The 24,261-nt window shown below is 61.9% G+C and carries 19 protein-coding genes; 7 read left to right on the top strand and 12 right to left on the bottom strand.

All coding sequences use genetic code 11. The features are described 5' to 3' along the window. Positions 1 to 8 precede the first annotated feature (8 nt). From AC1Q9F_RS04500 to AC1Q9F_RS04475, 6 genes are all read left to right on the top strand, one after another. On the top strand, positions 9 to 1,589 hold the full coding sequence (locus AC1Q9F_RS04500) for an aldehyde dehydrogenase (NADP(+)) (RefSeq protein WP_492618827.1): 1,581 nt from the start codon (positions 9 to 11) through the stop codon (positions 1,587 to 1,589). Positions 1,590 to 1,754: 165 nt separating this feature from the next. Continuing rightward, complete coding sequence (locus AC1Q9F_RS04495) at positions 1,755 to 2,063, top strand: DUF5629 family protein (RefSeq protein WP_492618828.1); 309 nt, start codon at positions 1,755 to 1,757, stop codon at positions 2,061 to 2,063. Then, complete coding sequence (locus tag AC1Q9F_RS04490) at positions 2,060 to 3,235, top strand: lactonase family protein (RefSeq protein WP_492618829.1); 1,176 nt, start codon at positions 2,060 to 2,062, stop codon at positions 3,233 to 3,235. The genes AC1Q9F_RS04495 and AC1Q9F_RS04490 overlap by 4 nt, the downstream gene beginning before the upstream one ends. A gap of 156 nt (positions 3,236 to 3,391) precedes the next feature. Continuing rightward, complete coding sequence (locus AC1Q9F_RS04485) at positions 3,392 to 3,571, top strand: hypothetical protein (protein WP_007941320.1); 180 nt, start codon at positions 3,392 to 3,394, stop codon at positions 3,569 to 3,571. Positions 3,572 to 3,827: 256 nt separating this feature from the next. After that, positions 3,828 to 4,040: a hypothetical protein gene (locus AC1Q9F_RS04480; protein ID WP_085746241.1), complete on the top strand. Its 213-nt coding sequence runs from the start codon at positions 3,828 to 3,830 to the stop codon at positions 4,038 to 4,040. After that, the gene (locus AC1Q9F_RS04475) at positions 4,037 to 4,294 is read left to right on the top strand and encodes a hypothetical protein (protein ID WP_115078204.1); all 258 of its coding nucleotides are present in this window, start codon (positions 4,037 to 4,039) and stop codon (positions 4,292 to 4,294) included. Before AC1Q9F_RS04480 ends, AC1Q9F_RS04475 begins: the two co-directional genes overlap by 4 nt. 5 nt (positions 4,295 to 4,299) lie before the next feature. Here the strand turns inward: AC1Q9F_RS04475 and AC1Q9F_RS04470 are convergent, their stop codons facing one another. The 10 genes from AC1Q9F_RS04470 to AC1Q9F_RS04425 all read right to left on the bottom strand — a co-directional run bounded on the left by AC1Q9F_RS04470 (position 4,300) and on the right by AC1Q9F_RS04425 (position 17,354). Next, complete coding sequence (locus AC1Q9F_RS04470; RefSeq protein ID WP_492618830.1) at positions 4,300 to 4,884, bottom strand: glutathione S-transferase; 585 nt, start codon at positions 4,882 to 4,884, stop codon at positions 4,300 to 4,302. Next, positions 4,881 to 8,522 carry an AAA family ATPase gene (locus AC1Q9F_RS04465; RefSeq protein WP_492618831.1) on the bottom strand — a complete coding sequence of 1,214 codons (3,642 nt, stop codon included), beginning with the start codon at positions 8,520 to 8,522 and terminating at the stop codon, positions 4,881 to 4,883. Before AC1Q9F_RS04465 ends, AC1Q9F_RS04470 begins: the two co-directional genes overlap by 4 nt. Next, the gene (locus AC1Q9F_RS04460) at positions 8,519 to 9,763 is read right to left on the bottom strand and encodes an exonuclease SbcCD subunit D C-terminal domain-containing protein (RefSeq protein WP_492618832.1); all 1,245 of its coding nucleotides are present in this window, start codon (positions 9,761 to 9,763) and stop codon (positions 8,519 to 8,521) included. Before AC1Q9F_RS04460 ends, AC1Q9F_RS04465 begins: the two co-directional genes overlap by 4 nt. A 97-nt stretch (positions 9,764 to 9,860) precedes the next feature. After that, positions 9,861 to 11,501 carry a BatD family protein gene (locus AC1Q9F_RS04455; protein WP_492618833.1) on the bottom strand — a complete coding sequence of 547 codons (1,641 nt, stop codon included), beginning with the start codon at positions 11,499 to 11,501 and terminating at the stop codon, positions 9,861 to 9,863. Beyond that, on the bottom strand, positions 11,498 to 13,234 hold the full coding sequence (locus AC1Q9F_RS04450; RefSeq protein WP_492618834.1) for a vWA domain-containing protein: 1,737 nt from the start codon (positions 13,232 to 13,234) through the stop codon (positions 11,498 to 11,500). The genes AC1Q9F_RS04455 and AC1Q9F_RS04450 overlap by 4 nt, the downstream gene beginning before the upstream one ends. Further along, the gene (locus AC1Q9F_RS04445; RefSeq protein ID WP_492618835.1) at positions 13,231 to 14,310 is read right to left on the bottom strand and encodes a vWA domain-containing protein; all 1,080 of its coding nucleotides are present in this window, start codon (positions 14,308 to 14,310) and stop codon (positions 13,231 to 13,233) included. The genes AC1Q9F_RS04450 and AC1Q9F_RS04445 overlap by 4 nt, the downstream gene beginning before the upstream one ends. Then, positions 14,303 to 14,800, bottom strand: coding sequence for a DUF4381 domain-containing protein (locus AC1Q9F_RS04440; protein WP_179694665.1), 498 nt, complete (start codon positions 14,798 to 14,800; stop codon positions 14,303 to 14,305). Before AC1Q9F_RS04440 ends, AC1Q9F_RS04445 begins: the two co-directional genes overlap by 8 nt. After that, positions 14,797 to 15,741: a DUF58 domain-containing protein gene (locus tag AC1Q9F_RS04435; protein WP_007959332.1), complete on the bottom strand. Its 945-nt coding sequence runs from the start codon at positions 15,739 to 15,741 to the stop codon at positions 14,797 to 14,799. The genes AC1Q9F_RS04440 and AC1Q9F_RS04435 overlap by 4 nt, the downstream gene beginning before the upstream one ends. A gap of 5 nt (positions 15,742 to 15,746) precedes the next feature. Continuing rightward, a complete protein-coding gene (locus AC1Q9F_RS04430) occupies positions 15,747 to 16,706 on the bottom strand; it encodes an AAA family ATPase (protein WP_007913915.1) in 960 nt (319 codons plus the stop codon). 294 nt (positions 16,707 to 17,000) lie between these two features. Then, positions 17,001 to 17,354 (bottom strand): hypothetical protein, encoded by a 354-nt coding sequence (locus AC1Q9F_RS04425; protein WP_011334588.1) that lies wholly within the window; start codon positions 17,352 to 17,354, stop codon positions 17,001 to 17,003. 516 nt (positions 17,355 to 17,870) lie between these two features. On the opposite strand from AC1Q9F_RS04425, the gene AC1Q9F_RS04420 reads away from it, so the two are divergent. After that, positions 17,871 to 22,757 carry an NAD-glutamate dehydrogenase gene (locus AC1Q9F_RS04420; RefSeq protein WP_492618836.1) on the top strand — a complete coding sequence of 1,629 codons (4,887 nt, stop codon included), beginning with the start codon at positions 17,871 to 17,873 and terminating at the stop codon, positions 22,755 to 22,757. Positions 22,758 to 22,827: 70 nt separating this feature from the next. On the opposite strand, the gene AC1Q9F_RS04415 is transcribed toward AC1Q9F_RS04420, so the two are convergent. Together AC1Q9F_RS04415 and AC1Q9F_RS04410 are read right to left on the bottom strand one after the other, a co-directional pair. Next, on the bottom strand, positions 22,828 to 23,541 hold the full coding sequence (locus AC1Q9F_RS04415) for an ATPase (protein ID WP_492618837.1): 714 nt from the start codon (positions 23,539 to 23,541) through the stop codon (positions 22,828 to 22,830). Positions 23,542 to 23,782: 241 nt separating this feature from the next. After that, positions 23,783 to 24,202 carry a cupin domain-containing protein gene (locus AC1Q9F_RS04410; protein WP_492618838.1) on the bottom strand — a complete coding sequence of 140 codons (420 nt, stop codon included), beginning with the start codon at positions 24,200 to 24,202 and terminating at the stop codon, positions 23,783 to 23,785. Positions 24,203 to 24,261 lie beyond the last annotated feature (59 nt).

Here is a 24,261-nt window from a genome sequence, read left to right as displayed (position 1 = left end):
GAGATCCCATGACTCAGATTCTCGGTCACAACTACATCGGCGGCCGTCGCAGCGCGGCGGGCGACGTCAAGCTGCAGAGCGTCGATGCCACCACGGGCGAGGCACTGCCTCACGATTTCATTCAGGCCACGGAAGCGGAAGTAGACGCCGCCGCCAAGGCCGCTGCGGCGGCGTATCCGGCGTATCGCAGCCTCAGTGCCGAACGCCGCGCGCAGTTTCTCGATGCGATTGCCGATGAACTGGATGCGCTGGGGGATGACTTTGTGGCCGTGGTCTGCCGCGAAACCGCATTGCCGGCGGGGCGGATTCAGGGTGAAAGAGGGCGCACCAGCGGCCAGATGCGCTTGTTCGCCAAAGTCCTGCGGCGCGGTGACTTCTACGGTGCGCGCATCGATCTGCCGTTGCCGGATCGCCAGCCGCTGCCACGTCCGGATCTGCGCCAGTACCGCATCGGCCTAGGGCCGGTGGCGGTGTTCGGTGCGAGCAACTTTCCGCTGGCATTCTCTACTGCCGGCGGCGATACCGCTTCGGCGCTGGCCGCCGGTTGCCCGGTGGTGTTCAAGGCCCACAGCGGTCACATGGCCACCGCTGAACTTGTTGCCGATGCGCTGATCCGCGCAGCAGAAAAAACCGCGATGCCGGCGGGCGTGTTCAACATGATCTACGGTGGTGGCGTCGGCGAATGGCTGGTCAAACATCCGGCCATTCAGGCCGTGGGCTTCACTGGTTCGCTGCGTGGCGGACGGTCGCTGTGCGACATGGCCGCCGCGCGCCCTCAGCCGATCCCGGTGTTCGCCGAGATGTCGAGCATCAATCCGGTGATCGTGTTGCCCCAAGCCCTGGCCGTACGTTCGGAAACGGTCGCCCGCGATCTGACCGCGTCGGTGGTGCAGGGCTGCGGACAGTTCTGTACCAACCCGGGTCTGGTGATCGGCATTCGCTCGCCACAATTCACGGCATTCGTTGAGCAAGTCGCGGCGCTGATCGGCGATCAACCGGCGCAAACCATGCTCAATGCCGGCACCCTCGGTAGCTACGGCAAGGGCCTGGAAAAATTATTGGCGCATACCGGCATCGAGCATCTGGCGGGTAACCCGCAGCAAGGCAATCAGGCGCAGCCGCAGTTGTTCAAGGCCGATGTCAGCCTGCTGATCGACGGCGATGAAGTCCTGCAGGAAGAAGTGTTCGGCCCGACCACGGTGATCGTCGAAGTGGCGGACAAGGCGCAGCTGAGCGCGGCGTTGCAGGGCTTGCATGGACAACTGACGGCGACAATCATCGGTGAGCAGGCGGATTTCGAGCGCTTCGCGGAGCTGACGCCTTTGCTGGAGCAGAAGGTCGGGCGGATCCTGCTCAATGGCTATCCGACCGGTGTCGAAGTGTGTGATTCGATGGTTCACGGCGGGCCGTATCCGGCGACGTCCGATGCCCGCGGCACTTCGGTGGGGACGCTGGCAATCGATCGTTTCCTGCGCCCGGTGTGTTTCCAGAACTACCCCGACAGCCTGCTGCCGGAACCGCTGAAAAACGCCAACCCGCTGCGCATTCAGCGGCTGGTCGACGGCAAGCCTTCGCGCGAAGCCCTCTAAACCACACCGAGATCCCTGTGGGAGCGAGCTTGCTCGCGAAGGCGGTCGTCCAGTCACTTGTTGATTGCCTGACACTCCGTATTCGCGAGCAAGCTCGCTCCCACAGGGGCTCAGCGCCTGCTTTGAGCTATCATTGGCCCTTTCCCCCTGAAAGACATGATTGCCATGACTGCCGTAACCGACACCCTTCTCAACGCCCTCGAACACTGCGGTATGGTCGAAATCGACGGCCTGCACGCTTTCGAATTCGCCCTCGACGAAGACGACAATCTGCACATCGAATGCATCGATGGCCGGGCCGCCAAGCATTGGGAGTTCACCCCGGCTCAGGTGGCAGCGGCGACGTTTGATGAAGATCTGCAGAGCTGGCTGATCGTCGGTTTTTCCAGCGACACCAAAACCGTTGGCGAACACCGTCTGGTATGCCTCGGCGATGTACTCAGCAGCGCCGACGACGAGGATGACACCGAATGAACATGCGTAAATTCTGGCCATTGCTGATGGCCGGCAGCGTCGGCGCGATGGGCCTTTCCAGCGCCTCGGCCGAAAGCTTCCAGTTGCTGGTCGGCTCCTACACCGCTGGCACCAGCGAAGGCATCTACCGGATGAACTTCGACAGCGCCACCGGCCAGATCGACGCCAAGCCGCTGCAAGTGATCAAGAGCGAAAACCCGTCGTGGCTGACCCTGTCGAAGGATCAGCACCGGGTGTTCGTGGTCAACGAAAACGGCCCAGGCCAGAAAGATCCGGTCGGTCGCGTCAGCAGTTATTCAATCGATTCGAAAACGCACGCCCTGACCCTGATCAATCAGGTCCAGAGCCTGGGCAACGAGCCGACCCATTCCAGCCTCGGCGGCGACGCCAGCCATCTGTTCGTCAGCAACTACTCGGTGGTTGAAGATCCGGGCGGCACGCTCGCGGTGTTGCCGGTCGGCAGCGACGGCAAGCTCAAACCGGTGGTGCAGATGAGCGCGCACCCGGCGAGCCGGGTCAATCCCGAGCGTCAGGCCTCGAACCACGTGCACTCGACGGTGTCTTCGCCGGACGGCCGTTACGTGTTCTCCAATGACTTGGGTGCGGACAAGGTCTTCATCTACCAATTCGACCCGAAAGCCAACCCGGACCTGCCGCTGACCCCGGCAAAAACCGCGTCGGTGCAACTGCCAGCCGGCAGCGGCCCGCGTCATCTGCTGTTCAGCGCTGACGGCAAACATGCCTGGCTGACCATGGAAATGAGCGCTCAGGTCGCGGTATTCGACTACAAGGACGGCGTGCTGACCCAGACGCAAATGGTCGATCTGGCTGCCGGCCAGCCGACTTCGGACAAGGCCGCCGCCGCGCTGCACGCGTCCGCCGATGGCAAATTCCTCTACGTCAGCAACCGTGGCACCGCCAATCAGCTGCTGGTGTTCGCCATCGATCCGGCCAGCGGCCAGCTCAAGGAACTGCAGCGACGTTCGGTGGAAGGCGATCACCCGCGTGAGTTCAGCCTCGATCCGAGCGGCAAATTCCTGCTGATTGCCAACCAGAAGAGCAACCAGATTGTCGTGGTCGAGCGCGACGGCAAGACCGGTCTGTTGGGCAAAACCGTGCAAAAACTGCCGATGGACGCCCCGAGCGACCTCAAGTTTCTCGTGCGTCAATAAGCCGCAGGACCCGGTCTACGGGGCCTGAAGCTTTGTATTAATCCTGCTGATAACAGGTAATGTTGCAAAGCATTTCAAGCGATCAACCCTCGAGCGTTAAGTTTGCTTCACGGCCCAACCGGGCAAGCAAGCCAACTGAACACGAGGGTTACCGCCATGAACTTCAATCTCTTCTCCGTGATTGCCGCTTCCGCCATCTCCGCCACCGTGGCCCTGCCAGCCAGTGCCAACGTTGAAATCAGCGACAAAAAATCCCACACCCAGAGCTACACCCAGAAATACCTGCAACAAAGCGCCAACTTCTACGCCGCGCTGGATCACAAAGCTCAACACTGAAATTTCCGTCACACCCTGGAACTGCCCAAGGCTGCGATCCTTTGATCTTGTTTCTCAAAAAAGCAAAATCAAAAGATCGTAGCCTTGGGCAGTTTTTTGCCTGCGCAACGACCAGCGATAGCTATTTTCAAACAGCGAGATAGACCGGCTAAATAATCAACGAAGCTGATGGTTACTATGCCAAACCCTGAGTGGTTACCCCGGCTTTTTTGATCGATTCTGTGGACCTCGAAACATTGTCCACGGAGCACACATCATGGCCAGTTCAATCATCACTTCCGCCAAACGCGGCGCCTACGTGGCCATCGGTCTGTACCTGGTCATGGTGCTGTTTGTCAGTCTGGCGTCGCAGTCGCAACACAGCTTCGAAGCACCGATCGACGTCGCCCATCCCGGCATCCAGTTCGAACTCCGCTCGCAAAACGCGACGGTGGATTCAGCTGAACTCGCGGGAGTCGGCGGAGCATGAAAGGCTACAGACTCTGGGTTATTGCCGGACTGGCGTTCATGACCAACGGCGCTTCCCTGTTGGGATTCGGCCAGGGTTCGGTCGGCGGACTTGCCCGGGCCATAGAGGCCAACCACACCATCGCTCACAACATCGAACGGGCCAATGCGCTGGGGCTGCTGGCCGGCAATCCGCCGGTGAAAACCCCCAGCGGTTTTCTCGGCCCGTTCGAAGTGGATTGCTCGGCTATCGGCATGTGTGAAGTGCTGGCGTAACGCGCTTACTTTTTCATGATGCCGGTGAACAGCTCCGACTCAAGAAACCGCTGCAACCAGGCCTGCAACCGCACGTAAGGCGTCTGCGCAAACCAGTCACGATCAACATGGGCGAACTGGCGAACGAACGGCAGCAACGCGATATCGGCCAGGCTCGGATGCCCGGTCAACAAGTAATCGCGACCCTCGAGCAGCTCATCGAGCTGCTGCAAGAACAGCGCACCTTCCGCGCGATAAACCTCCATCGGCTGTTCCGGATAACGCTCGGCATACTTGTAGCGATTCAAGTGAACCTTGAATACTTGATCGTTGGCTTCGATCAACTCGGCGATCCTTGAATCGCCACCCAGCAACCAGTCATCCGGATCGTTCTGCGCCAGCGCCCAGCGCATGATCTCCAGGCTTTCATCGATCACCTGACCGCCCGCATCCAGCACCGGCACCGTGCCCTTGGGCGAGATCGCCAGCATCTCCGCCGGTTTGGCTTTCAGGCTGACTTCGACGATCTCCACCGGCACACCCGAATAACGCAGGGCCATCCGCGCCCGCATCGCGTACGGGCAGCGGCGGAAGGAATACAACGTGTTCATTTCACCTCCAGTGTGCTCAGACCGTTGCCCTGGCGCTGTACCTGAATCTGCACCGGGATCCGCTCGTGCATTTCCTGCACGTGGGAAATCACCGCGACCTTGCGACCCTGCGCCTGCAAGCCGTCGAGGGCGTCCATGGCCAGTTGCAGGGATTCCGGATCGAGGCTGCCGAAGCCCTCGTCGATGAACAGCGATTCGATCTTCAACGTGCTCGATGCCATCGAGGCCAAACCCAGGGCGAGGGCCAGCGACACCAGGAAGGTTTCGCCACCGGACAGCGAATGCACCGAACGCAGTTCGTCGCCCATTTCAGTGTCCATCACCAGCAGGCCGAGCATGCTGCCGCCACGCTTGAGGCGGTAGCGCTTGACCAGTTGTCGCAGCTGCACGTTGGCGTGATGCACCAGCAGGTCGAGGTTGTAGGCCTGGGCGATCTTGCGGAAGGTGTCGCCGGTGGCCGAGCCGATCAGCGCATTGAGCCGCGCCCAGCGTAGATATTCGGCATTGGCGTCGGCGATCTGCTGCGCGAGCGCCTGATTGGCGTTCTGGCGGCGCTGGTCTTCGGCCTGCTCGGCGCGCAGTTCGGCGCAGTGCTGTTCGCTGGCCGTGCACTGGGTTTGCAGGTCGGCGAGGGCGCTGGCGAGTTGTTCGGCATCCAGGTTGCCGTTGTGTTGAGCCTGATGATCGAGCAGGCGCTGATCGCGTTCCTGCAACAACACCTTGGCCTGTTCAACGGCTTTTTCGTTGCGCTGCAAGCGTTGGCGCAGTTCGTCGACTTGCGCGTCATCAACCCGTAGCAGGTCTTCGAGGCCACCGTCATCCAGCTCCGGATGGCGTGCGCGCCAGTCGGCAATCTTGCCGGCCAGGTCGCGGTCTTCGATTTCCAGCGCTTGCAGACGCTCCTGCTGCGCTTTGAGTTCAGCGGCGATTTGCACAAGCTGCGTACGCGCTTCCTGCAGCGCCTGAGTCGTCGTGGATTCGGCGTTGCGCGCCTGTTCCACGGCCTGTTCCAGTTGCTGCTGCCAATGTTCGGCGCAGTTGTGATTGCCGAGTAATTGCGCCAGTTTTTCCTGGCTGGCCTGTTGTTGCCCGGTCAGCGCGTTGAGCTGCTGCTCAGCATTTTGCAGCTGCTGCACACGGCCCTGTTGGCGATCCTGTTCTTTCTCAAGCGTCTGCTGGCGTTGTTGTTGCTCGGCCAGTTCTTCTTTCTGCTGATCGACTTGCGCCAGACGTTCGGCAATCTGCCGGTCAAGCTGCATGAAGGTCGCGGCCGGCTCGGCGCGCAAGGCGTCGAGGGTGTCGCCCGGCAGCAGTGTGGCGAAGGCCGCCAGTTCTTCGTCCAGGCGCTGGCGGTCAGCGCTCAGCTCGCGCTGCTGATTGCTCAGGTGCTGCGACGCTTGCTGGTGTGCGGTTTCTGCCTGACGCAATTGCTGGGTCAGGCGCGCCGCATCCTGTTGCAGCGTGAGCAGGGCGGTCTGGCGCTGTTCGTCCTGGGTGATGCTCTGGTTCAGTTGTTCATTCTGGCGGGTGAGCCACGCAGCACGCTTATCGGCGTCCTGATTCAGCAACGACGCCGCCAGCGGATGCGCCTCGATGCTCGGCGTCAGCGTTTGCTGTTGTGTCGCCAGTTGTTCCTGCTGTTGCAGCAACTCTTTCTGTTGGGCAATCACGCCACCGACGCTGGCACGCAGGTCGGTGAGTTTTTCCTTCAGTTGATCGACCGCTTGCTGCGCGCGGGCCTGCTCGCTTTCATCATGACGGCCGAGGCTTTGCAGCAGGGCTTCCGGCTGGTGATACGGATGCTCGTTGCTGCCGCAGACCGGGCATGGCTGGTCGTCCTGCAACTGCGCGCGCAACTCTTCGACACTGGCACTGCGGGCCAGACGCTGACGTTCGAGCAATTCTCGGGTGACGTTGAGGGTCTGTTCGGCGACGGTCAGCTCGGACTTGGTTTTCACCCCGTCCTGGGTCAGGCGCTCGCGCTCCTGTTGCGCATCGAGCTGACGCTGTTGCAGCTCGGCACTGCGCTTGTCCAGATCCTGTTGGCTGGCCCACAGGCGCGTCAGGTCTTCGATGGCGCGCAGTTGCTTGCGGTTGTCCTGCAACAGAGTGCCGAGAATGCCGATCTGCTCGGCGACCGCGTCCGGTTCGGCGCCAGCCTCCTTGAACAATACTTCCAGCTGCTGCTTTTGCGTGGCGAGCGCTTCGGTGGCGCGAGCGGCGTTTTCTTCGAGGGAAGCGAGTTCGCTTTGGCCCTTGTTCAATCGATTGCCGATCAGCATCAGTTGCTGCAAGCGGTCGCGGTAGGCATTCCACGCTTCGCTCAACGGTGCCAAGTGAGCGCTTTGCTCAAGATCGGCGGCGATACGCTGCAAGCGATCGGCGACCTGTTTTTGCTGATCGAGCAGGGTCTGGATCGCGCTTTGGCCCTGGGCGCAGGATTGCTCAGCGGCTTGCTTCACTTCGGTGCCGGTTGCGACATCCTTGGCGAGGCGGGCGAGGGTGCTTTGCTCCTCGAAGGCCTGACGCAACAGCGGCGCGCTTTCGCTTTGCTGCGTTTGCGCCTGGGTCAGGGCGATCTGCGCTGCGGCGAGATCCTGCTCCAGTCGCGTCTGGCGCTCAGCCAGTTCACCTTGCTGTTGGGTATGCGCGTGGATCTGTGCGGCCAGCGGTGTCAGCTGTGCATCAAGTTCGGTTTTGCGGGCGAACTGGTGCCGTTGCGGGGCAAGTTGTTCCAGGCGGGTGAGCTTCAGACGCTCGCCGGCCAGCGACTCCCGTTCGTGCTCTGCGCTGCGCAGTTGTTCGGCGGCGGCTTGTTGCGAGTCTTGCAGCCGCAGCAGTTCCTTGAGCCAGTCGTGCTGCTGCTCGATCTGCTTGAGCTGCGCCTGCTGCAACTTCAGTTGTTGCTGGGCGGCATTGAAGCGCTCGTCCAGCTCCGCGCGGGCCTCGGGCGCCAGCGGGGTCACGCCGGTGGCCTGATCCTGCAACTGCTTGTGGGCTTCGCGGGCCTCTTTGGTCTTGTCGAATGCGCGCCGGCCGAGGCGGGTGTAGAGCGCGGTGTCGGTGAGCTTTTCCAGCAGTTCGCTGCGGTCGTTGTCGTCGGCTTTGAGGAACGCGCTGAATTCGCTCTGGGCCAGCAGCACGGCGCGGGTGAACTGTTCGAAGTTCAGGCCCAGCGCGGCTTCAAGCTGAGTCTTGTACTCGCCTTTCTGGCTGGCGAGCAGTTGATCCTGATCGATGTCGCGCAGGCTCTGACGGCTCGCCTGCAACTTGCCGCCGGCCTTTTCCCGGGCGCGGTTGGCTTCCCAGCGCGCGCGATAGCGACGGCCGTCGACGCCGACAAAATCCACTTCGGCAAAACCTTCACCCGTGCCGCGACGCAGGAGGGTGCGCGGGTCGCCGGTGGCGATTTCACCGTCGGCGTCCGGCACCTTGGCGTCACGCCCGGTGTTGTTCAACCTCGGCACAGAGCCAAACAACGCCAGGCACAGAGCATCGAGCAAAGTACTCTTGCCGGCGCCGGTCGGTCCGGTGATGGCGAACAGGCCAGCGCTGGCCAGCGGTTCGGCGGTGAAATCGATTTCAAAAGGGCCGGCCAGCGACGCGAGGTTCTTCAGGCGAATGGCGAGAATCTTCATGGCTGCTCGCCCTCCATCTGTACGTCCTGCAGCAATTCGGCGAAGTCCTTGAGGGTTTGCTCGTCGACCTCGCTGCCATAGTTGTCGAGCCAGGCGCGGCTGAACAATTCCTGCGGCGTGAGCTGGTCCAGTTCGATCAGCGCGCTGCCGTCTTCGGCGCCATTAGCGCCACGGTTGCCGGCGTATTCGGCGGCAATCCGCACCAGTCGCACAGCCTTGCCTTGCAGGGCGCTTTCCACCTGATGGCGCAGATCCGGCTGCGGCTCGTCGAGGCGCACCCGCACTTCCAGCCACGGCTGGCGCTGGGTTTCGGCCAGCAGGTCGATGTTCGGCAGGTCCGCCAGTTGCAGCAGGATTTCCGCCAGCGGCGCAGGGCCGAGGCGTTGTAGATTCACGGAACGCGGAATCAGCATGGGCTCGACGCTGACCAGGGTTTCGCCGTCCAGAACAACGTCGAGAATCTGGTGCTGATAACTGATTTCCGAAAACGACAACGGGATCGGCGAACCGCTGTAGCGAATCCGTTCTTCACCGTTGACCTTCTGCGGCTTGTGCAAATGGCCGAGTGCGACATAGCTGATGCTCGGCCCGAACAGGCTGGCGGGCAGGGCTTCGGCGTTGCCGATGATCAGGCTGCGTTCGGAGTCTTCCGACACCGAGCCGCCGGCCATGTGTGCATGGCTGATGGCGACCAGCGCCTGGCCCGGTTGGCGCTTGGCGTTGGCTGCTTCGATCAGCCATTCATGCACCTGACCGATGCCGCGCAGATAGTTTTCACCCAGATGCGCGCCGGTCACCTCAGCAGGCCGCAGGAACGGCAGCGCCAGGCACCACGCTGCGATCTCGCCGGAAGCATTCGGCAGCGGCAACAACAGACGCCCAGCATCCAGTTGCCCGTCATCCAGCCACAGCACCCGGCCCAGCGCATGGGTGCGCAAACGCCGCATCAACGGCGCGGGCAGTTCGATCCGCGAACCGGAATCGTGGTTGCCGGCGATCATCACGATGGTCAGCAACGGCTGCTGTTCGTGGGCGCTGACGATGAAATCGTAGAGGCGTTCCTGGGCTTTGACCGGTGGATTGACCGTGTCGAAGATGTCGCCGGCGATCAGCAGCACGTCCGGCTGCGCCAGTTTCAATTGGCGCAGCAGCCACTCGAGAAAACAGGCGTGCTCGAAATCGCGCTCCTGGCCGTGCAGGTTCTGCCCAAGGTGCCAGTCGGAGGTGTGAAACAGACGCAAGGCTGACTCCGCAATATAAAGAGGTGATGGCCGCAGGAAAAAAAGCGCGGCGAAAAAAGAAGAGAGTTTACGGGCAAAAGCCTCTATTGGACTGCAACTACTTCGGATACAGCGGTGGTAACCCACTATCCCCGACCGGATCCTGCACCCGCTCCGCCGTCGGAATCGTCCGGATCGCTCGCCACAGATCTTCACCCTGCCAATGCTGCCCGGTCTCGCTGTACAGCGCGCCGTTCAGCCCGTCGAGCGCATCCGACAACGGCACAAACCGCGCCGCCATGTCCGCGAGGGTTTCCGGTTGCTGGCGGGCCCAGGCGTCGAGGGCCTGACGGGTAGCGTGGGGGTCGTTGGCCTGGCTGGCGCGTTTGATGTCGTCGAGCAGGGTGCGCGGGCTCGGGCCGGTTTGTGCGGCTCGCAGGATTGCCGGTTGCCAGCGGGCACGCCACCAGAGGCCGAAGCCGAGCAGGGTGGTGCAGGCGAAAACGAATGTGCTGAGTTTCCACCACCACAACGCTTCGCTGTCGGCTGCGCTGAGCGGTTGCGCGCTGCCGGCCGGGGTGTCGACTTGCAGGCTCGGGTTGTTCGCCACTTGCAGGGTGCGAGCCGGCAGGCTGGTGTGTTCCAGGTGATCTTCGAAGGTGTTCCACCAGACTACGTCCACCGTTGGCAATTCGATCGAGCCGCTGCGGCTGGGCACCAGCGCTTCGCGTTCTTCGCGGCTGCCGATCAGGCCGCGGTCGCTGCTCTGGTTGTTCAGCACCGGTTGATCCGGGTAGCGGCGCAGGCCATTGGCCTCGGTGGCGGGCAGGGCGGGCAGTTGCGAGCTGGCCAGGCCTTCGACCTTGAGGGTCAGGCTGCGGGTCAGGGAGTCGCCGACCTGAGTGTGTTCCGGCTCCGGGTTCCAGCTCTCGCTCAGGCTCAGGCTGCGGGCCGGCAGCCACGGTGCGTCGCTGGGGTAGGTCATCGGTTTCGGTTTGACCGTCAGCGACGTGGCGCTGGAGCTGACGCGCATCAGTTTGCCCGGCTTCGGCCCCTGCGCCGTGGCGTCCTGCGAGGGCTGGGTATCGACCAGTGTGGCGCTGAAAGTCTGCGGGGCGATGCTCAGCAATCCGCTGTGCTGCGGATAGATCGCATAGCGCATCTCGATCACGCCGTGGCGCACACCGTTGATGTCTTTTTCGTAGGTGCGCATGTCGCCCAGTTGCTCGATGCGCGCGTCGGCGATCTGCAATGGCGTCAGGCTGCTGTCGTCGTACAGCGACACCGAATGGTAGATGCGCAGTGTCAGGATGGCCTGGGCCTGCACATAGACGCTGGTCTGGTCGAGACTGGCTTCAATGAACACCGGTTCGCGGGCATTGTTTTCTTCGCGGGTGTCGCTCTCGATCACCTGCACGGTGATCGGCTGGCTCTCGACGTCGCCCAGTTTCAGCGGCGGGATTTCAACGCTGCCGTTCTGCTTGGGCAGCAACGTGATGATCCAGCGAGTGGTGGCGCGGTTGTCACCATTGAGCGTGTTCAACTGGTTGACCTGACGCGTGCCGCGCACTTCGAACAGCGGCTCCAGCGGGCTCAGATCCGGTTTGCCGAACTGCGTGACATCGTTGGATTCGAGGGTGAGTTCGACCGTCTCGCCGGAGTTCAGGCGACTGCGATCCACACTGGCCGTCAGCTCGGCCGCCTGAGCGGTGGCCGTGCAGATCAGCAGGGGCAGCAAGAGAGCGGTGAAACGGGTCATCGAATGTTTTCCTGATCCTGATGTTGTTGCTGTTCGTACCAGAATTTGCGTCGCAGCAGTTCGCCCGGGTCATCCGAGATCTTGCCCAGCCATTGTTCCAGCGCCTGCTGTTGCTCGCCTTCGAGGTTGTCCTCATTGGGGCGCAGCAGCGGCGGAGTGTTCTGTTCTTCGCCCGGTTCGCCGTCCGGCAGCTCGTTGGCACCCGGCAGCGGCGGAGTGGTCGGTGGCGGCTCGCTGGCGGACTCACCGGTTTGTGGCTCGCTGTGGGTTTCGCTTTTGACCGCTGGCGGCGGAGCGGTCGGTGGCGGTGGTTCATCGCCCGGTATGTTTGGCTGCGCCGGTTTGTCTTGTGGTTCGGCCGGCGGCGGGGCGTTTTTCTGTTTCAGCAGGTTTTCCACCAGCGCCTTGTTGGTCAGCGCCGGGCGCAGATCCGGCTGGCGTTCCAGGGCCTGCTCGTAGGCATCCAGCGCCGCTTCCAGCTCGCCGCTTCTGGCCAGGGCATTGCCACGATTGTAGTGGGCGTGGGCGTCATTGCCCTCGGCGAAACGCTGAGCGGCGCCACTGTAGTCGCCGGCCTCGTACAACGCCACCCCTTGCCATTGCGGATCTTCGAAATGCTTCGCCGCTTCGGCCGGGCGCTTCTGTTTGAGCAGATGCAGGCCTTGCTGATCGGGGCGCAGCCACAGGTCTTCGAAGTCGAAGGCATAGCTCGGTTGCGGCAATGCCAGCAGCAACGGCAGACAGAACAGCCAGCCACGCCGCCCGGCGCACGCGGCGAGCAACAACAGCGGCAGCAGCAGCCAGTAACCCTGATCGGCCCAGGTGTCGAGGCGCACAGTCTGACCATCGTTGCGCAGGCTGCGCGGGCCATCGAGCAAGCCGAGGTCGCCCAGATCGGATTCATCCAGCCGTGCGTTGCGGTACTCGCCGCCGACTGCGTTGAGGAAGGCGCCGAGGCCCGGGCTGTCGAGCTGCGGCACGCGGATCGCGCCCTGAGCATCCTTGAGGAAACTGCCGTCCTCCTGAGCAATCGGCGCGCCCTCGGCGGTGCCGATGCCGAGCATTAATAACTGCGCCGATTGGCCACTCAGCGCGTGGCGAATACCTTGGCGTTCTTCTTCCGATAGCGAAGAGCCGATCAGAAGAATCCGCCCCTGACCCAGCGCACCCTGCTTGAGCAACGCCAGCGCCTTGCTCACCGCCAGATCGGCGCGGTGGCCGCTTTCCGGCATCAGCGAAGGCTTGAGTGCGTCGAGCAGATTGCGACTGGTCGCCAGGTCATCCGACAGCGGCACCAGCGTATGGGCGCTGCCGGCGTAAACGACGATGGCGGTCTGGGCATCGCTGCGCACTTTCAACAGGTCGAACAGCTTGCGCCGGGCCTGTTCCAGTCGCGTTGGCGGTGAGTCGGTGGCGAGCATTTCCGGGGTCAGTTCCAGCACCACCACCAATGGATCGGCGGGTTTCTGGCTGGTTTGTTCGACCCGTTCCCAACTCGGCCCGAGCAACGCCAGAATCGTCAGCAGCCAGGCCACGCTCAGGGCGACCCACGGCAGTTTGCTGTCGCGACCGCTGCCGCCACTGAGCAGCGTGGCGTGGAAGGCCGGCGGCAGAATCATCTGCCAGCGACCTGCGCGTTTTTGCCGGTGCCAGAGCTGCCAGATCAGCCAGCCGAGCAACGGCAATAGCAACAGCCACCAGGGGCGGAACCAGTGCGGCCAGAGGGCGATCATCGGCGCCTCCGCAAACGCAGGCGCTTGAGGCGCTCGCGCCAGTCAGGCAGGGGGCTTTGCAGATACAGCTCCTTGGTGAACAGCCGTTGCAGCGGGTTGTCCGGCCACAACACACGGGCCACCAGCAAGATGCTCAGCAGCAGCGCGAATGCCAGCGGCCACTGATACAACGCCTGTGCCGGACGGGCCTGGGTCGGTTGTTGAGTCACCGGCTCGAGTTGGTCGAGGGTGTCCTTGATCGCTTGCAGTTGCTGGCCGTCGCGGGCGCGGAAATAGCGCCCGCCGGTGACCTCGGCGATGGCCTTGAGCGCCGGCTCGTCGAGATCGAGAGTCGGGTTGCCGCCGAGCAATGCTGTGGCGCCGCTTTCTTCGGGATCGGCGCCGATGCCGATCGGGTAGATTTTCACGCCTTCGCTGGCGGCCAGTTTTGCGGCGGTCAGCGGGTCGATTTCACCGCCGTTGTTCGCGCCGTCGGTGACCAGAATCAGCACCCGGCTCTGGGCCGGACGCATACGCAGGCGCTTCAGGGCCAGGCCGATGGCGTCGCCAATCGCGGTGTTCTTGCCGGCGATGCCGATCCGCGCTTCATCGAGCCATACCCGAACGGTGCGCCGGTCAAACGTCAGGGGTGCTTGCAGGTAGGCCTGGCTGCCGAACAGGATCAGACCGACGCGGTCGCCATCGCGGCTTTCGAGAAAATCACCGAGCAAATGCTGAACCAGCGACAGGCGACTGACGTCTTCGTCGTTCCATTGCATGTCCGGGAAATCCATCGAGCCGGACACGTCCACCGCCACCAGCAGATCACGGCCGCTGGCGGCAATCGGCAACGGTTCGCCGAGCCATTGCGGGCGGGCGGTGGCGATCAGCAGAAACAACCACAGCAGGATGAACGGCGCTTGCTGGCGCCACGCTGGCAGGTTGGCCCGGGCGCGACGGCGGGCGAGGCCTTCGAGGTCACCGAGGAAACTCACTTTCAGCGCCGGCTCGCCGCTGTCGGCCACCGGCAGCACGAGGCGCATCAGCCACGGCAGCGGCAACAGCAGAAAGATCCACGGCCAGGCGAACTCAAACATGTTTGCGGATCCAGGTGTCGACTGCCTGGGTCAGGCCGGCGATGGCTTTGTCGTCGAGTTTGCACTCGGGTTTGTAGGCGCCTTCGACGAGCACCATCCAGCGGGTCAGGCCGGCGGCGGGGCAACGGTTGTCGAGAAACGCCAGCCATTTGCGGCCGTTGAGGGTATGGCTCTGACTGTAGGGATAGTGGTTGCGGCACAGGCGCTTGAGCAGGCCATTGAGCTGCTGCAGCCAGGCACCGGCCGGGGCGCCGTCGTAGGGTTTGGGCATCTGCGCCAGTTCGGCGAGTGCAGCGATACGCACCGGATCGAGCGGCAGTTCGGCACGCACGATCGGTTTTTTCTTGATCGGAATGAAACGCCGCAGACGCCAGACCGCGAAACCGATCACCGGCAGCAGCAAAAGCAGCAGCCACCAGCCCGGCGCCGGCGGCCAGAAGGCAATCGGCGGCGGGGAGATCAGCGGTTGCAGTTGTTCGAGGCCGTTCATCGACCTTTCCCCGGACGTTGCGGGTTAAGGAATTCGCGCATCTGTTCGACCATTTCGCTCTGAGTGCTCAGTGGCATCAGCAGTACGCGCAGCTTCTGCGCGAGCAACTCCCAGCGGGCGATCCGCGCTTCGGCCTGGGCGCGGTAGGTCTGGCGCAGGTCGAAATTCAGCGTGTCGAGTTCCAGTTGAGCGCCGCGCTCGGCGAATCTCAGCAGCCCGGCGGCGGGCAGGGCATGATCCAGTGGATCGGACAGCGGCAGCATCAACAGATCGCAATGCCGCGACAGCAGGCTCAACTGTTGCTCGGCGCTGTCGGACAGTGCGCGCTCGTCGCAGATCACGATCACCAGACTGCCCGGTCGCAGCACTTCGCGGGCCCGGCGCAGCGCTACGCCAAACGCATCGCGATCTGGCTCCCGCTCGCTGTGCAGCGATTGATTGACCTTCACCAGACGGTTGAGCAGTTGCAGCAGGCTCTGCTTGCTGCGGCGCGGCTTGATTTCGTAATGCTCGTTGTCGCCGAACACCAGTCCGCCAACCCGGTCGTTGTGGCCCAGCGCGGCCCAGCCGATCAGCGCCGCCGCCTGCGCCGCGAGCACCGACTTGAACATCAGCCCGGAGCCGAAAAACAGCCGCGTGCTTTGCTCGACCATGATGAAAATCGGCCGTTCGCGTTCTTCATGGAACAGTTTGGTGTGCGGTTCCTGCGTCCGCGCGGTCACGCGCCAGTCGATGGTGCGCACGTCGTCGCCGGCCTGATAGACCCGCACTTGATCGAAGTCGACGCCACGCCCGCGAAACTTGGAGTGGTGCAGTCCGATCAGCGGGCTGCGTTGGCTCGGCGTGGAAAATAGCTGCACTTCGCGCACGCGGTGACGCATCTCGATCAGCTCGGCGAGGCTGATGCGGATGCCCGGTTCGGACGGCAGAGAGGCGTTCATCGGGGTCAAGCGACGGCTACGACGTCGAGAATCCGCTGCACCACCCGATCCTGGTCGATGCCAGCGGCTTCGGCTTCAAACGACAGAATGATGCGGTGACGCAACACGTCGAACAGCACAGCCTGGATGTCTTCCGGGCTGACGAAGTCGCGACCGGCCAGCCAGGCGTGGGCGCGGGCGCAGCGGTCGAGGGCGATGGAACCACGCGGGCTGGCGCCGTAGGCGATCCACTCGGCCATTTCCGGGTCGAACTTGGCCGGGTTGCGCGTGGCCATGACCAGTTGCACCAGGTATTCCTCCACGGCGTCCGCCATGTACAGACCGAGGATTTCCTTGCGCGCGGCGAAGATCGCCTGCTGGCTGACCCGACGTTCGGGCTTGGTCTCGCCGTTCAGGGCTTCGCCCCGGGCCTGTTGCAGGATGCGGCGTTCGACGGCTGCATCCGGGAAACCGATTTTCACGTGCATCAGGAAGCGGTCGAGCTGGGCCTCGGGCAGCGGATAGGTGCCTTCCTGCTCGATCGGGTTTTGCGTGGCCATCACCAGAAACAGCGGCGACAGCTCGTAAGTGCTGCGCCCGACACTGACCTGACGCTCGGCCATGGCTTCGAGCAGCGCCGATTGAACCTTGGCCGGGGCACGGTTGATTTCGTCCGCCAACACCAGGTTGTGGAAGATCGGGCCTTGCTGGAACACGAAGCTGCCGGTTTCCGGGCGATAGATCTCGGTGCCGGTGATGTCGGCGGGCAGCAGGTCCGGGGTGAACTGAATGCGATGGAACTGGGCTTCGATGCCTTCGGCGAGCTCTTTGATCGCTTTGGTCTTGGCCAGACCCGGAGCGCCCTCGACCAGCATGTGGCCGTCGGCGAGCAGGGCGATGAGCAAGCGCTCGATGAGTTTTTCCTGGCCGAGAATCTGCGTTGAAAGAAAGGTTCGCAGCGCCAGCAGCGCTTCACGATGTTCCATCGATGACTGTTCCTGGAAAGGGTGGCCACAGGCGTTCGGATAACGCCGGGGCTGGGGGCGTTACTTTAATCCATCGCAGGGGGTGGCGACTAACGGCATTTTGCGCAAAGTGCGGGAAATGACCGGGGCAATTGTTGGAATTTTGTAGGGTGGGGGAGGTGCGGTGTTCTTTCGGGCCCTTTCGTCGGAACGCCGCCCGGAGCAAGCTCGCTCACACAATGAACTATGTTCTCCTGACAGAACGCGGTCACTGTGGGAGCGAGCTTGCTCGCGAAGGCGCCAGTTCAGACACCATCAAATCTGGCTGATATAGGTGCCAGTACCATCAAGAATGTTCTTCAGGGTTTCCTCGACTTCAGCCAGATCCACCATGTCCGGGTTGAAGGTGATTTCCAGCACATCATCCCCATTCAACGCATCGGCATCGGCGGCCGCGATTTCGATCTTCAGCAGAGTCTTGCTCAGGGTGACCTTGACACCATCAAGGGTCGAAGGCTCGCCATCCAGCGTGATCTCCAGCTCGTCTTCGTCCGGATAGCGGCTCATCAGGAACATGTCGCCCTTGTCGCTGTGGCAGCAGAGCATGGCCATGTTGTCTTCTTCGTCGTCGCACGGGTTGACGATCAAAAGGGCGGTGGTCATTTGCATGGGGAATTCCTGCCTCGGCGGGCTTGTTGGTCGCAATTGGGCGCGATTCTGCCAGCCCCCGGGAATTTCTGCATGTGAGAGTGTCAGAGGATGTGTCGTGAACGCGACACAGGTCAATGGTCATTCCTGGCACGCATGTACCGTAAAAACGGGCATTCAGACCGGCGTTCTGCCCCATGAATGCTAGTGTTTACCGATGCGCAAGCCTTGGTTTACGTGCCAATGACCGAATATGTCGCAGCACCGCAAGCAGACACATTGTCGCACCCATTAAGCTGCGCAACGGATGAGCACCCGTAAAGGCATTGCCATGGCCCCGCGAGCGGCGCCGGGCAGTCGTTTTTGCAGATGCCCATTCATGGAAGGTGAATGTGACCTGAGTGTCTCGTCCAGCTTCACCCACCTGTCACCCTGTTTCCTCTGCCCGAGAATCAGGAACAGGGCGACGGAACGCCCCGAAAGGGGTTTTGTACGCGACGCTTTCCATCAATAACAAGCCCAAGCGGAGTACCACAGATGGCGTTCTTCACCGCAGCCAGCAAAGCCGACTTCCAGCACCAACTGCAAGCGGCACTGGCGCAGCACATCAGTGAACAGGCACTGCCACAAGTGGCGCTGTTCGCTGAACAATTCTTCGGCATCATTTCCCTGGACGAGCTGACCCAACGTCGCCTCTCCGACCTCGCTGGCTGTACTCTTTCTGCGTGGCGCCTGCTTGAGCGCTTCGATCACGCGCAACCACAAGTGCGCGTCTACAACCCCGATTACGAACGTCACGGCTGGCAGTCGACCCACACCGCGGTCGAAGTGCTGCACCATGACTTGCCGTTCCTGGTGGACTCGGTGCGTACCGAGCTGAACCGTCGCGGCTACAGCATCCATACCCTGCAGACCACCGTGCTCAGCGTGCGTCGTGGCAGCAAGGGCGAGTTGCTGGAAATCCTGCCAAAAGGTTCGACCGGCGAAGGCGTATTGCACGAGTCGCTGATGTACCTGGAAATCGACCGCTGCGCCAACGCGGCCGAACTGAATGTGCTGTCCAAGGAGCTGGAACAGGTCCTGGGTGAAGTCCGCGTCGCGGTCGCCGATTTCGAGCCGATGAAGGCCAAGGTGCAGGAAATCCTCACCAAGCTCGATAACAGCGCATTCGCCGTCGATGCCGACGAAAAGAACGAAATCAAGAGCTTCCTGGAATGGCTGGTGGGCAACCACTTCACCTTCCTCGGCTACGAAGAATTCACCGTGACCGATGAGCCGGATGGCGGCCACATCAAGTACGACCAGAATTCCTTCCTCGGCCTGACCAAACTGCTGCGCACCGGCATGACCTATGACGAGCTGCGCATCGAAGACTACGCCGTTGCCTACCTGCGCGAACCGACGCTGCTGTCCTTCGCCAAAGCCGCGCACCCGAGCCGCGTACACCGTCCGGCCTACCCGGACTACGTGTCGATCCGCGAACTCGATGCCGACGGCAAAGTGATCAAGGAACACCGCTTCATGGGCCTGTACACCTCGTCGGTGTATGGAGAAAGCGTGCGTGTCATCCCGTTCATCCGCCGCAAGGTCGAGGAAATCGAGCGTCGCTCCGGATTCCAGGCCAAGGCTCACCTGGGCAAGGAACTGGCTCAGGTTCTGGAAGTGCTGCCGCGTGACGACCTGTTCCAGACTCCGGTCGACGAACTGTTCAGCACCGTGATGTCGATCGTGCAGATCCAGGAACGCAACAAGATCCGCGTGTTCCTGCGCAAAGACCCGTACGGTCGTTTCTGCTACTGCCTGGCCTACGTGCCGCGCGACATCTATTCCACCGAAGTCCGCCAGAAAATCCAGCAAGTGCTGATGGAACGCCTGAAGGCTTCCGACTGCGAGTTCTGGACCTTCTTCTCCGAGTCCGTGCTGGCTCGCGTGCAACTGATCCTGCGCGTCGACCCGAAAAACCGCATCGACATCGACCCGCTGCAACTGGAAAACGAAGTGATCCAGGCCTGCCGCAGCTGGCAGGACGACTACGCCGCACTGACCGTCGAAACCTTCGGCGAAGCCAACGGCACCAACGTGCTGGCCGACTTCCCGAAAGGCTTCCCGGCCGGCTACCGCGAGCGTTTCGCTGCGCATTCGGCTGTGGTCGACATGCAGCACCTGCTTAACCTGAGCGAGAAGAAGCCGCTGGCCATGAGCTTCTACCAGCCGCTGGCTTCCGGCCCACGCGAGCTGCATTGCAAGCTGTATCACGCCGATACTCCGCTGGCACTGTCCGACGTGTTGCCGATCCTGGAAAACCTTGGTCTGCGCGTGCTGGGTGAATTCCCGTACCGTCTGCGTCACACCAACGGCCGCGAGTTCTGGATCCACGACTTCGCGTTCACCGCTGCCGAAGGCCTGGACCTGGACATCCAGCAACTCAACGACACCCTGCAGGACGCGTTCGTCCACATCGTCCGTGGCGATGCCGAGAACGATGCGTTCAACCGTCTGGTGCTGACCGCCGGCCTGCCATGGCGCGACGTTGCGCTGCTGCGTGCCTACGCCCGCTACCTGAAGCAGATCCGCCTGGGCTTCGACCTCGGCTACATCGCCAGCACCCTGAACAATCACACCGACATCGCTCGCGAACTGACCCGGTTGTTCAAGACCCGTTTCTATCTGGCGCGCAAGCTCGGCAGCGATGATCTGGACGACAAGCAACAGCGTCTGGAGCAGGCAATCCTGACCGCGCTGGACGACGTTCAAGTCCTCAACGAAGACCGCATCCTGCGTCGTTACCTGGACCTGATCAAAGCGACCCTGCGTACCAACTTCTACCAGACCGACGCCAACGGCCAGAACAAGTCGTACTTCAGCTTCAAGTTCAACCCGCACTTGATCCCTGAACTGCCGAAACCGGTTCCGAAGTTCGAAATCTTCGTTTACTCGCCACGCGTCGAAGGCGTGCACCTGCGCTTCGGCAACGTTGCTCGCGGCGGCCTGCGCTGGTCCGACCGTGAAGAAGACTTCCGTACCGAAGTCCTCGGCCTGGTGAAAGCCCAGCAAGTTAAAAACTCGGTCATCGTGCCGGTGGGTGCGAAGGGCGGCTTCCTGCCGCGTCGCCTGCCACTGGGCGGCAGCCGTGACGAAATCGCGGCCGAGGGCATCGCCTGCTACCGCATCTTCATCTCGGGTCTGCTGGACATCACCGACAACCTGAAAGACGGCAAACTGGTACCGCCGGCCAACGTCGTGCGTCATGACGACGATGACCCGTACCTGGTCGTCGCGGCGGACAAGGGCACTGCAACCTTCTCCGACATCGCCAACGGCATCGCCATCGACTACGGCTTCTGGCTGGGTGACGCGTTCGCGTCCGGTGGTTCGGCCGGTTACGACCACAAAAAAATGGGCATCACCGCCAAGGGCGCGTGGGTCGGTGTACAGCGCCACTTCCGCGAGCGCGGCATCAATGTCCAGGAAGACAGCATCACTGTGGTCGGCGTGGGTGACATGGCCGGTGACGTGTTCGGTAACGGCCTGTTGATGTCCGACAAGTTGCAACTGGTTGCCGCGTTCAACCACATGCACATCTTCATCGACCCGAACCCGAACCCGGCCACCAGCTTCGTCGAGCGTCAGCGCATGTTCGACCTGCCGCGTTCGGCCTGGTCCGACTACGACACCAGCATCATGTCCGAAGGCGGCGGCATCTTCTCGCGCAGCGCGAAGAGCATTGCCATCTCTCCGCAGATGCAGGAACGCTTCGACATCAAGGCCGACAAACTGACCCCGACCGAACTGCTGAACGCCTTGCTCAAGGCGCCGGTGGATCTGCTGTGGAACGGCGGTATCGGTACTTACGTGAAAGCCAGCACCGAAAGCCACGCCGATGTCGGCGACAAGGCCAACGATGCGCTGCGCGTGAACGGCAACGAACTGCGCTGCAAAGTGGTGGGCGAGGGCGGTAACCTCGGCATGACCCAACTGGGTCGTGTGGAATTCGGTCTCAATGGCGGCGGCTCCAACACCGACTTCATCGACAACGCCGGTGGCGTGGACTGCTCCGACCACGAAGTGAACATCAAGATCCTGCTGAACGAAGTGGTTCAGGCCGGCGACATGACCGACAAGCAACGCAACCAGTTGCTGGCGAGCATGACCGACGAAGTCGGTGGTCTGGTGCTGGGCAACAACTACAAGCAGACTCAGGCCCTGTCCCTGGCGGCCCGACGTGCTTATGCGCGCATCGCCGAGTACAAGCGTCTGATGGGCGACCTGGAAGGCCGTGGCAAGCTGGATCGCGCCATCGAGTTCCTGCCGACCGAAGAGCAACTGGCCGAACGCGTTGCCGAAGGCCATGGCCTGACCCGTCCGGAACTGTCGGTGCTGATCTCGTACAGCAAGATCGACCTCAAGGAGCAGCTGCTGGGCTCCCTGGTGCCGGATGACGACTACCTGACCCGCGACATGGAAACGGCGTTCCCGCCGACTCTGGTCAGCAAGTTCTCCGAAGCCATGCGTCGTCACCGCCTGAAGCGCGAGATCGTCAGCACCCAGATCGCCAACGATCTGGTCAACCACATGGGCATCACTTTCGTTCAGCGACTCAAAGAGTCCACCGGCATGACCCCGGCGAACGTGGCGGGCGCTTACGTGATCGTGCGTGACATCTTCCACCTCCCGCACTGGTTCCGTCAGATCGAAGCGCTGGACTATCAGGTTTCCGCTGACGTGCAGCTGGAGCTGATGGACGAGCTGATGCGTCTGGGCCGTCGCGCTACGCGCTGGTTCCTGCGTGCCCGCCGCAACGAGCAGAACGCTGCCCGTGACGTCGCGCATTTCGGTCCGCACCTGAAGGAGCTGGGCCTGAAACTGGACGAGCTGCTGAGCGGCGAAATCCGCGAGAACTGGCAGGAGCGTTATCAGGCGTACGTCGCCGCCGGTGTACCGGAATTGCTGGCGCGTATGGTGGCGGGCACTACCCACCTCTACACGCTGCTGCCGATCATCGAAGCGGCCGACGTGACCGGTCAGGACCCAGCCGAAGTGGCCAAGGCGTACTTCGCCGTGGGCAGCGCGCTGGACATCACCTGGTACATTTCGCAGATCAGCGCCTTGCCGGTTGAAAACAACTGGCAAGCCCTGGCCCGTGAAGCGTTCCGCGACGACGTCGACTGGCAGCAACGCGCGATCACCATCGCCGTTCTGCAAGCGGGCGGCGGTGATTCGGACGTGGAAACCCGTCTGGCACTGTGGATGAAGCAGAACGACGCCATGATCGAACGCTGGCGCGCGATGCTGGTGGAAATCCGTGCTGCCAGCGGCACCGACTACGCCATGTACGCGGTGGCCAACCGCGAGCTGAACGACGTGGCGCTGAGCGGTCAGGCGGTCGTGCCTGCTTCGGCGACTGCGGAACTTGAGCTTGCTTGAGTAGCCGTTGAATGAAAAAGCCCCTGCATTGCGAGATGCGGGGGCTTTTTTATGCCTGATGGATTTGTCGTTACTGCAAGTTATGTCCTTGTTTATTATCGAGCATCGACACTTTATCTGCCGGCCTGGTCAATAAATTACTGAGCGACTGGTCAAACTTCTGCAACGCCCGAACCTGAACTTCCTGCTGCTGATTAATATCCGCAACAATCTCCTCCGAACGCTTGAAGTCCGCCCAGATCGGCGTCAACTCTTTCGCCTCAGAGCCTTTCGCCGTCCCGATATAGTTGAACTTCCCGTCATAGAAGTCTGCACTCACATCGGCCTTGATGTCCGAACTGCGTGAAGTAATCAACTGGCTGTGCGTGTCGACGATCGCCACCACATCCGGGTTGGCCGCACGCAGGCTCTGCATGTCCGGGTACACCGTTACCGAGCCGAACTGGCGTTGTAGCGAGGCTTTGACCCAATCCACCGCCATGTCCGGTTTTGAGGTGGCGACGTAGGCGTCGTGGATCGGCTGCACCAATAAACTCTGGCCGAAACCGGTGCCGGCGTTGGCCTGATAGTCGCGTAGGTATTCGCGGTTGGTCTGGGTGCTCGGGCTGTAGACGACGCCCAGCGAGACACCGGGACCGCTTTTGACCTGGGTGGCGCTGCTGCGGCCGACCGGTTGGGTGAACAGTGTGTCGAGGGAAGAAACCGCTTTGGGGGCGGTAGGAACGGAACAGGCGGACAACGCTAAAACCGATATCGCCAAGGTACTGGCAAAGGCAAGTTTCATGGTGAGTCTCCCGTGAAGCAACTTCAGTCGGAAAGTCAGAGGTGTCGGGGTTGATTAAATGGAACCGGCGACAGTTGCCTCAGACTACTCCCGGCAAACTGAAAACAACCTGACAATTTGCTGAATGACTGTCATGCAATAGTTTTATTGGCTGTAAGCGTTCTTGATTAATTGCCGCAAGAAATAAAAAAGGCGCAAATCAATAATTTGCGCCTTTTATTTATGGCTGGTTAAACAACCATCAGTTTTTCAATGGGATCAGCACTTGCTCGTCCGGCGACAGCACCATGAACACCAGCAACTTGGCCGGTTTGCTATTGCTGGCGTTTTTCGAGATCAAATGCTCGGAACCGGCCGGCTCGTACCAGTATTGGCCCTTCTTGTAGGTGATCGGTTGCTCACCTTTGACCTGGGAAACGATCTCGCCTTCCAGCACGTAGGCCATGGCGGTGCCGTCGTGTTTGTGGGCGATCGAGGACTGGCCGGGCTTGTAATCGACTTCGATCATCATGGCTTTTTTGCCGGGGACGTTTTTCAGCATCTGATCCTGCAGCACCGAGATTTTCTCGGACGGGGAATCGGTGCCGTGGGCCAGTGCCGAAGCGCTGATGGTGAGGGCCAGAGCGGCGAGCGGGGCGGCAAGCAAGTGCAGGACTTTCATGGGGATCACCTGATCAAGTTGGGGAGTCGGTAATCACAGTAGTCCGCGGGCCGGGGTAT

It is taken from the genome of Pseudomonas sp. GW823-FHT04A03, from assembly GCF_058796615.1.
Note: the sequence above shows the minus strand (reverse complement) of the source record. Positions and strands in the feature narration are given on the sequence as shown.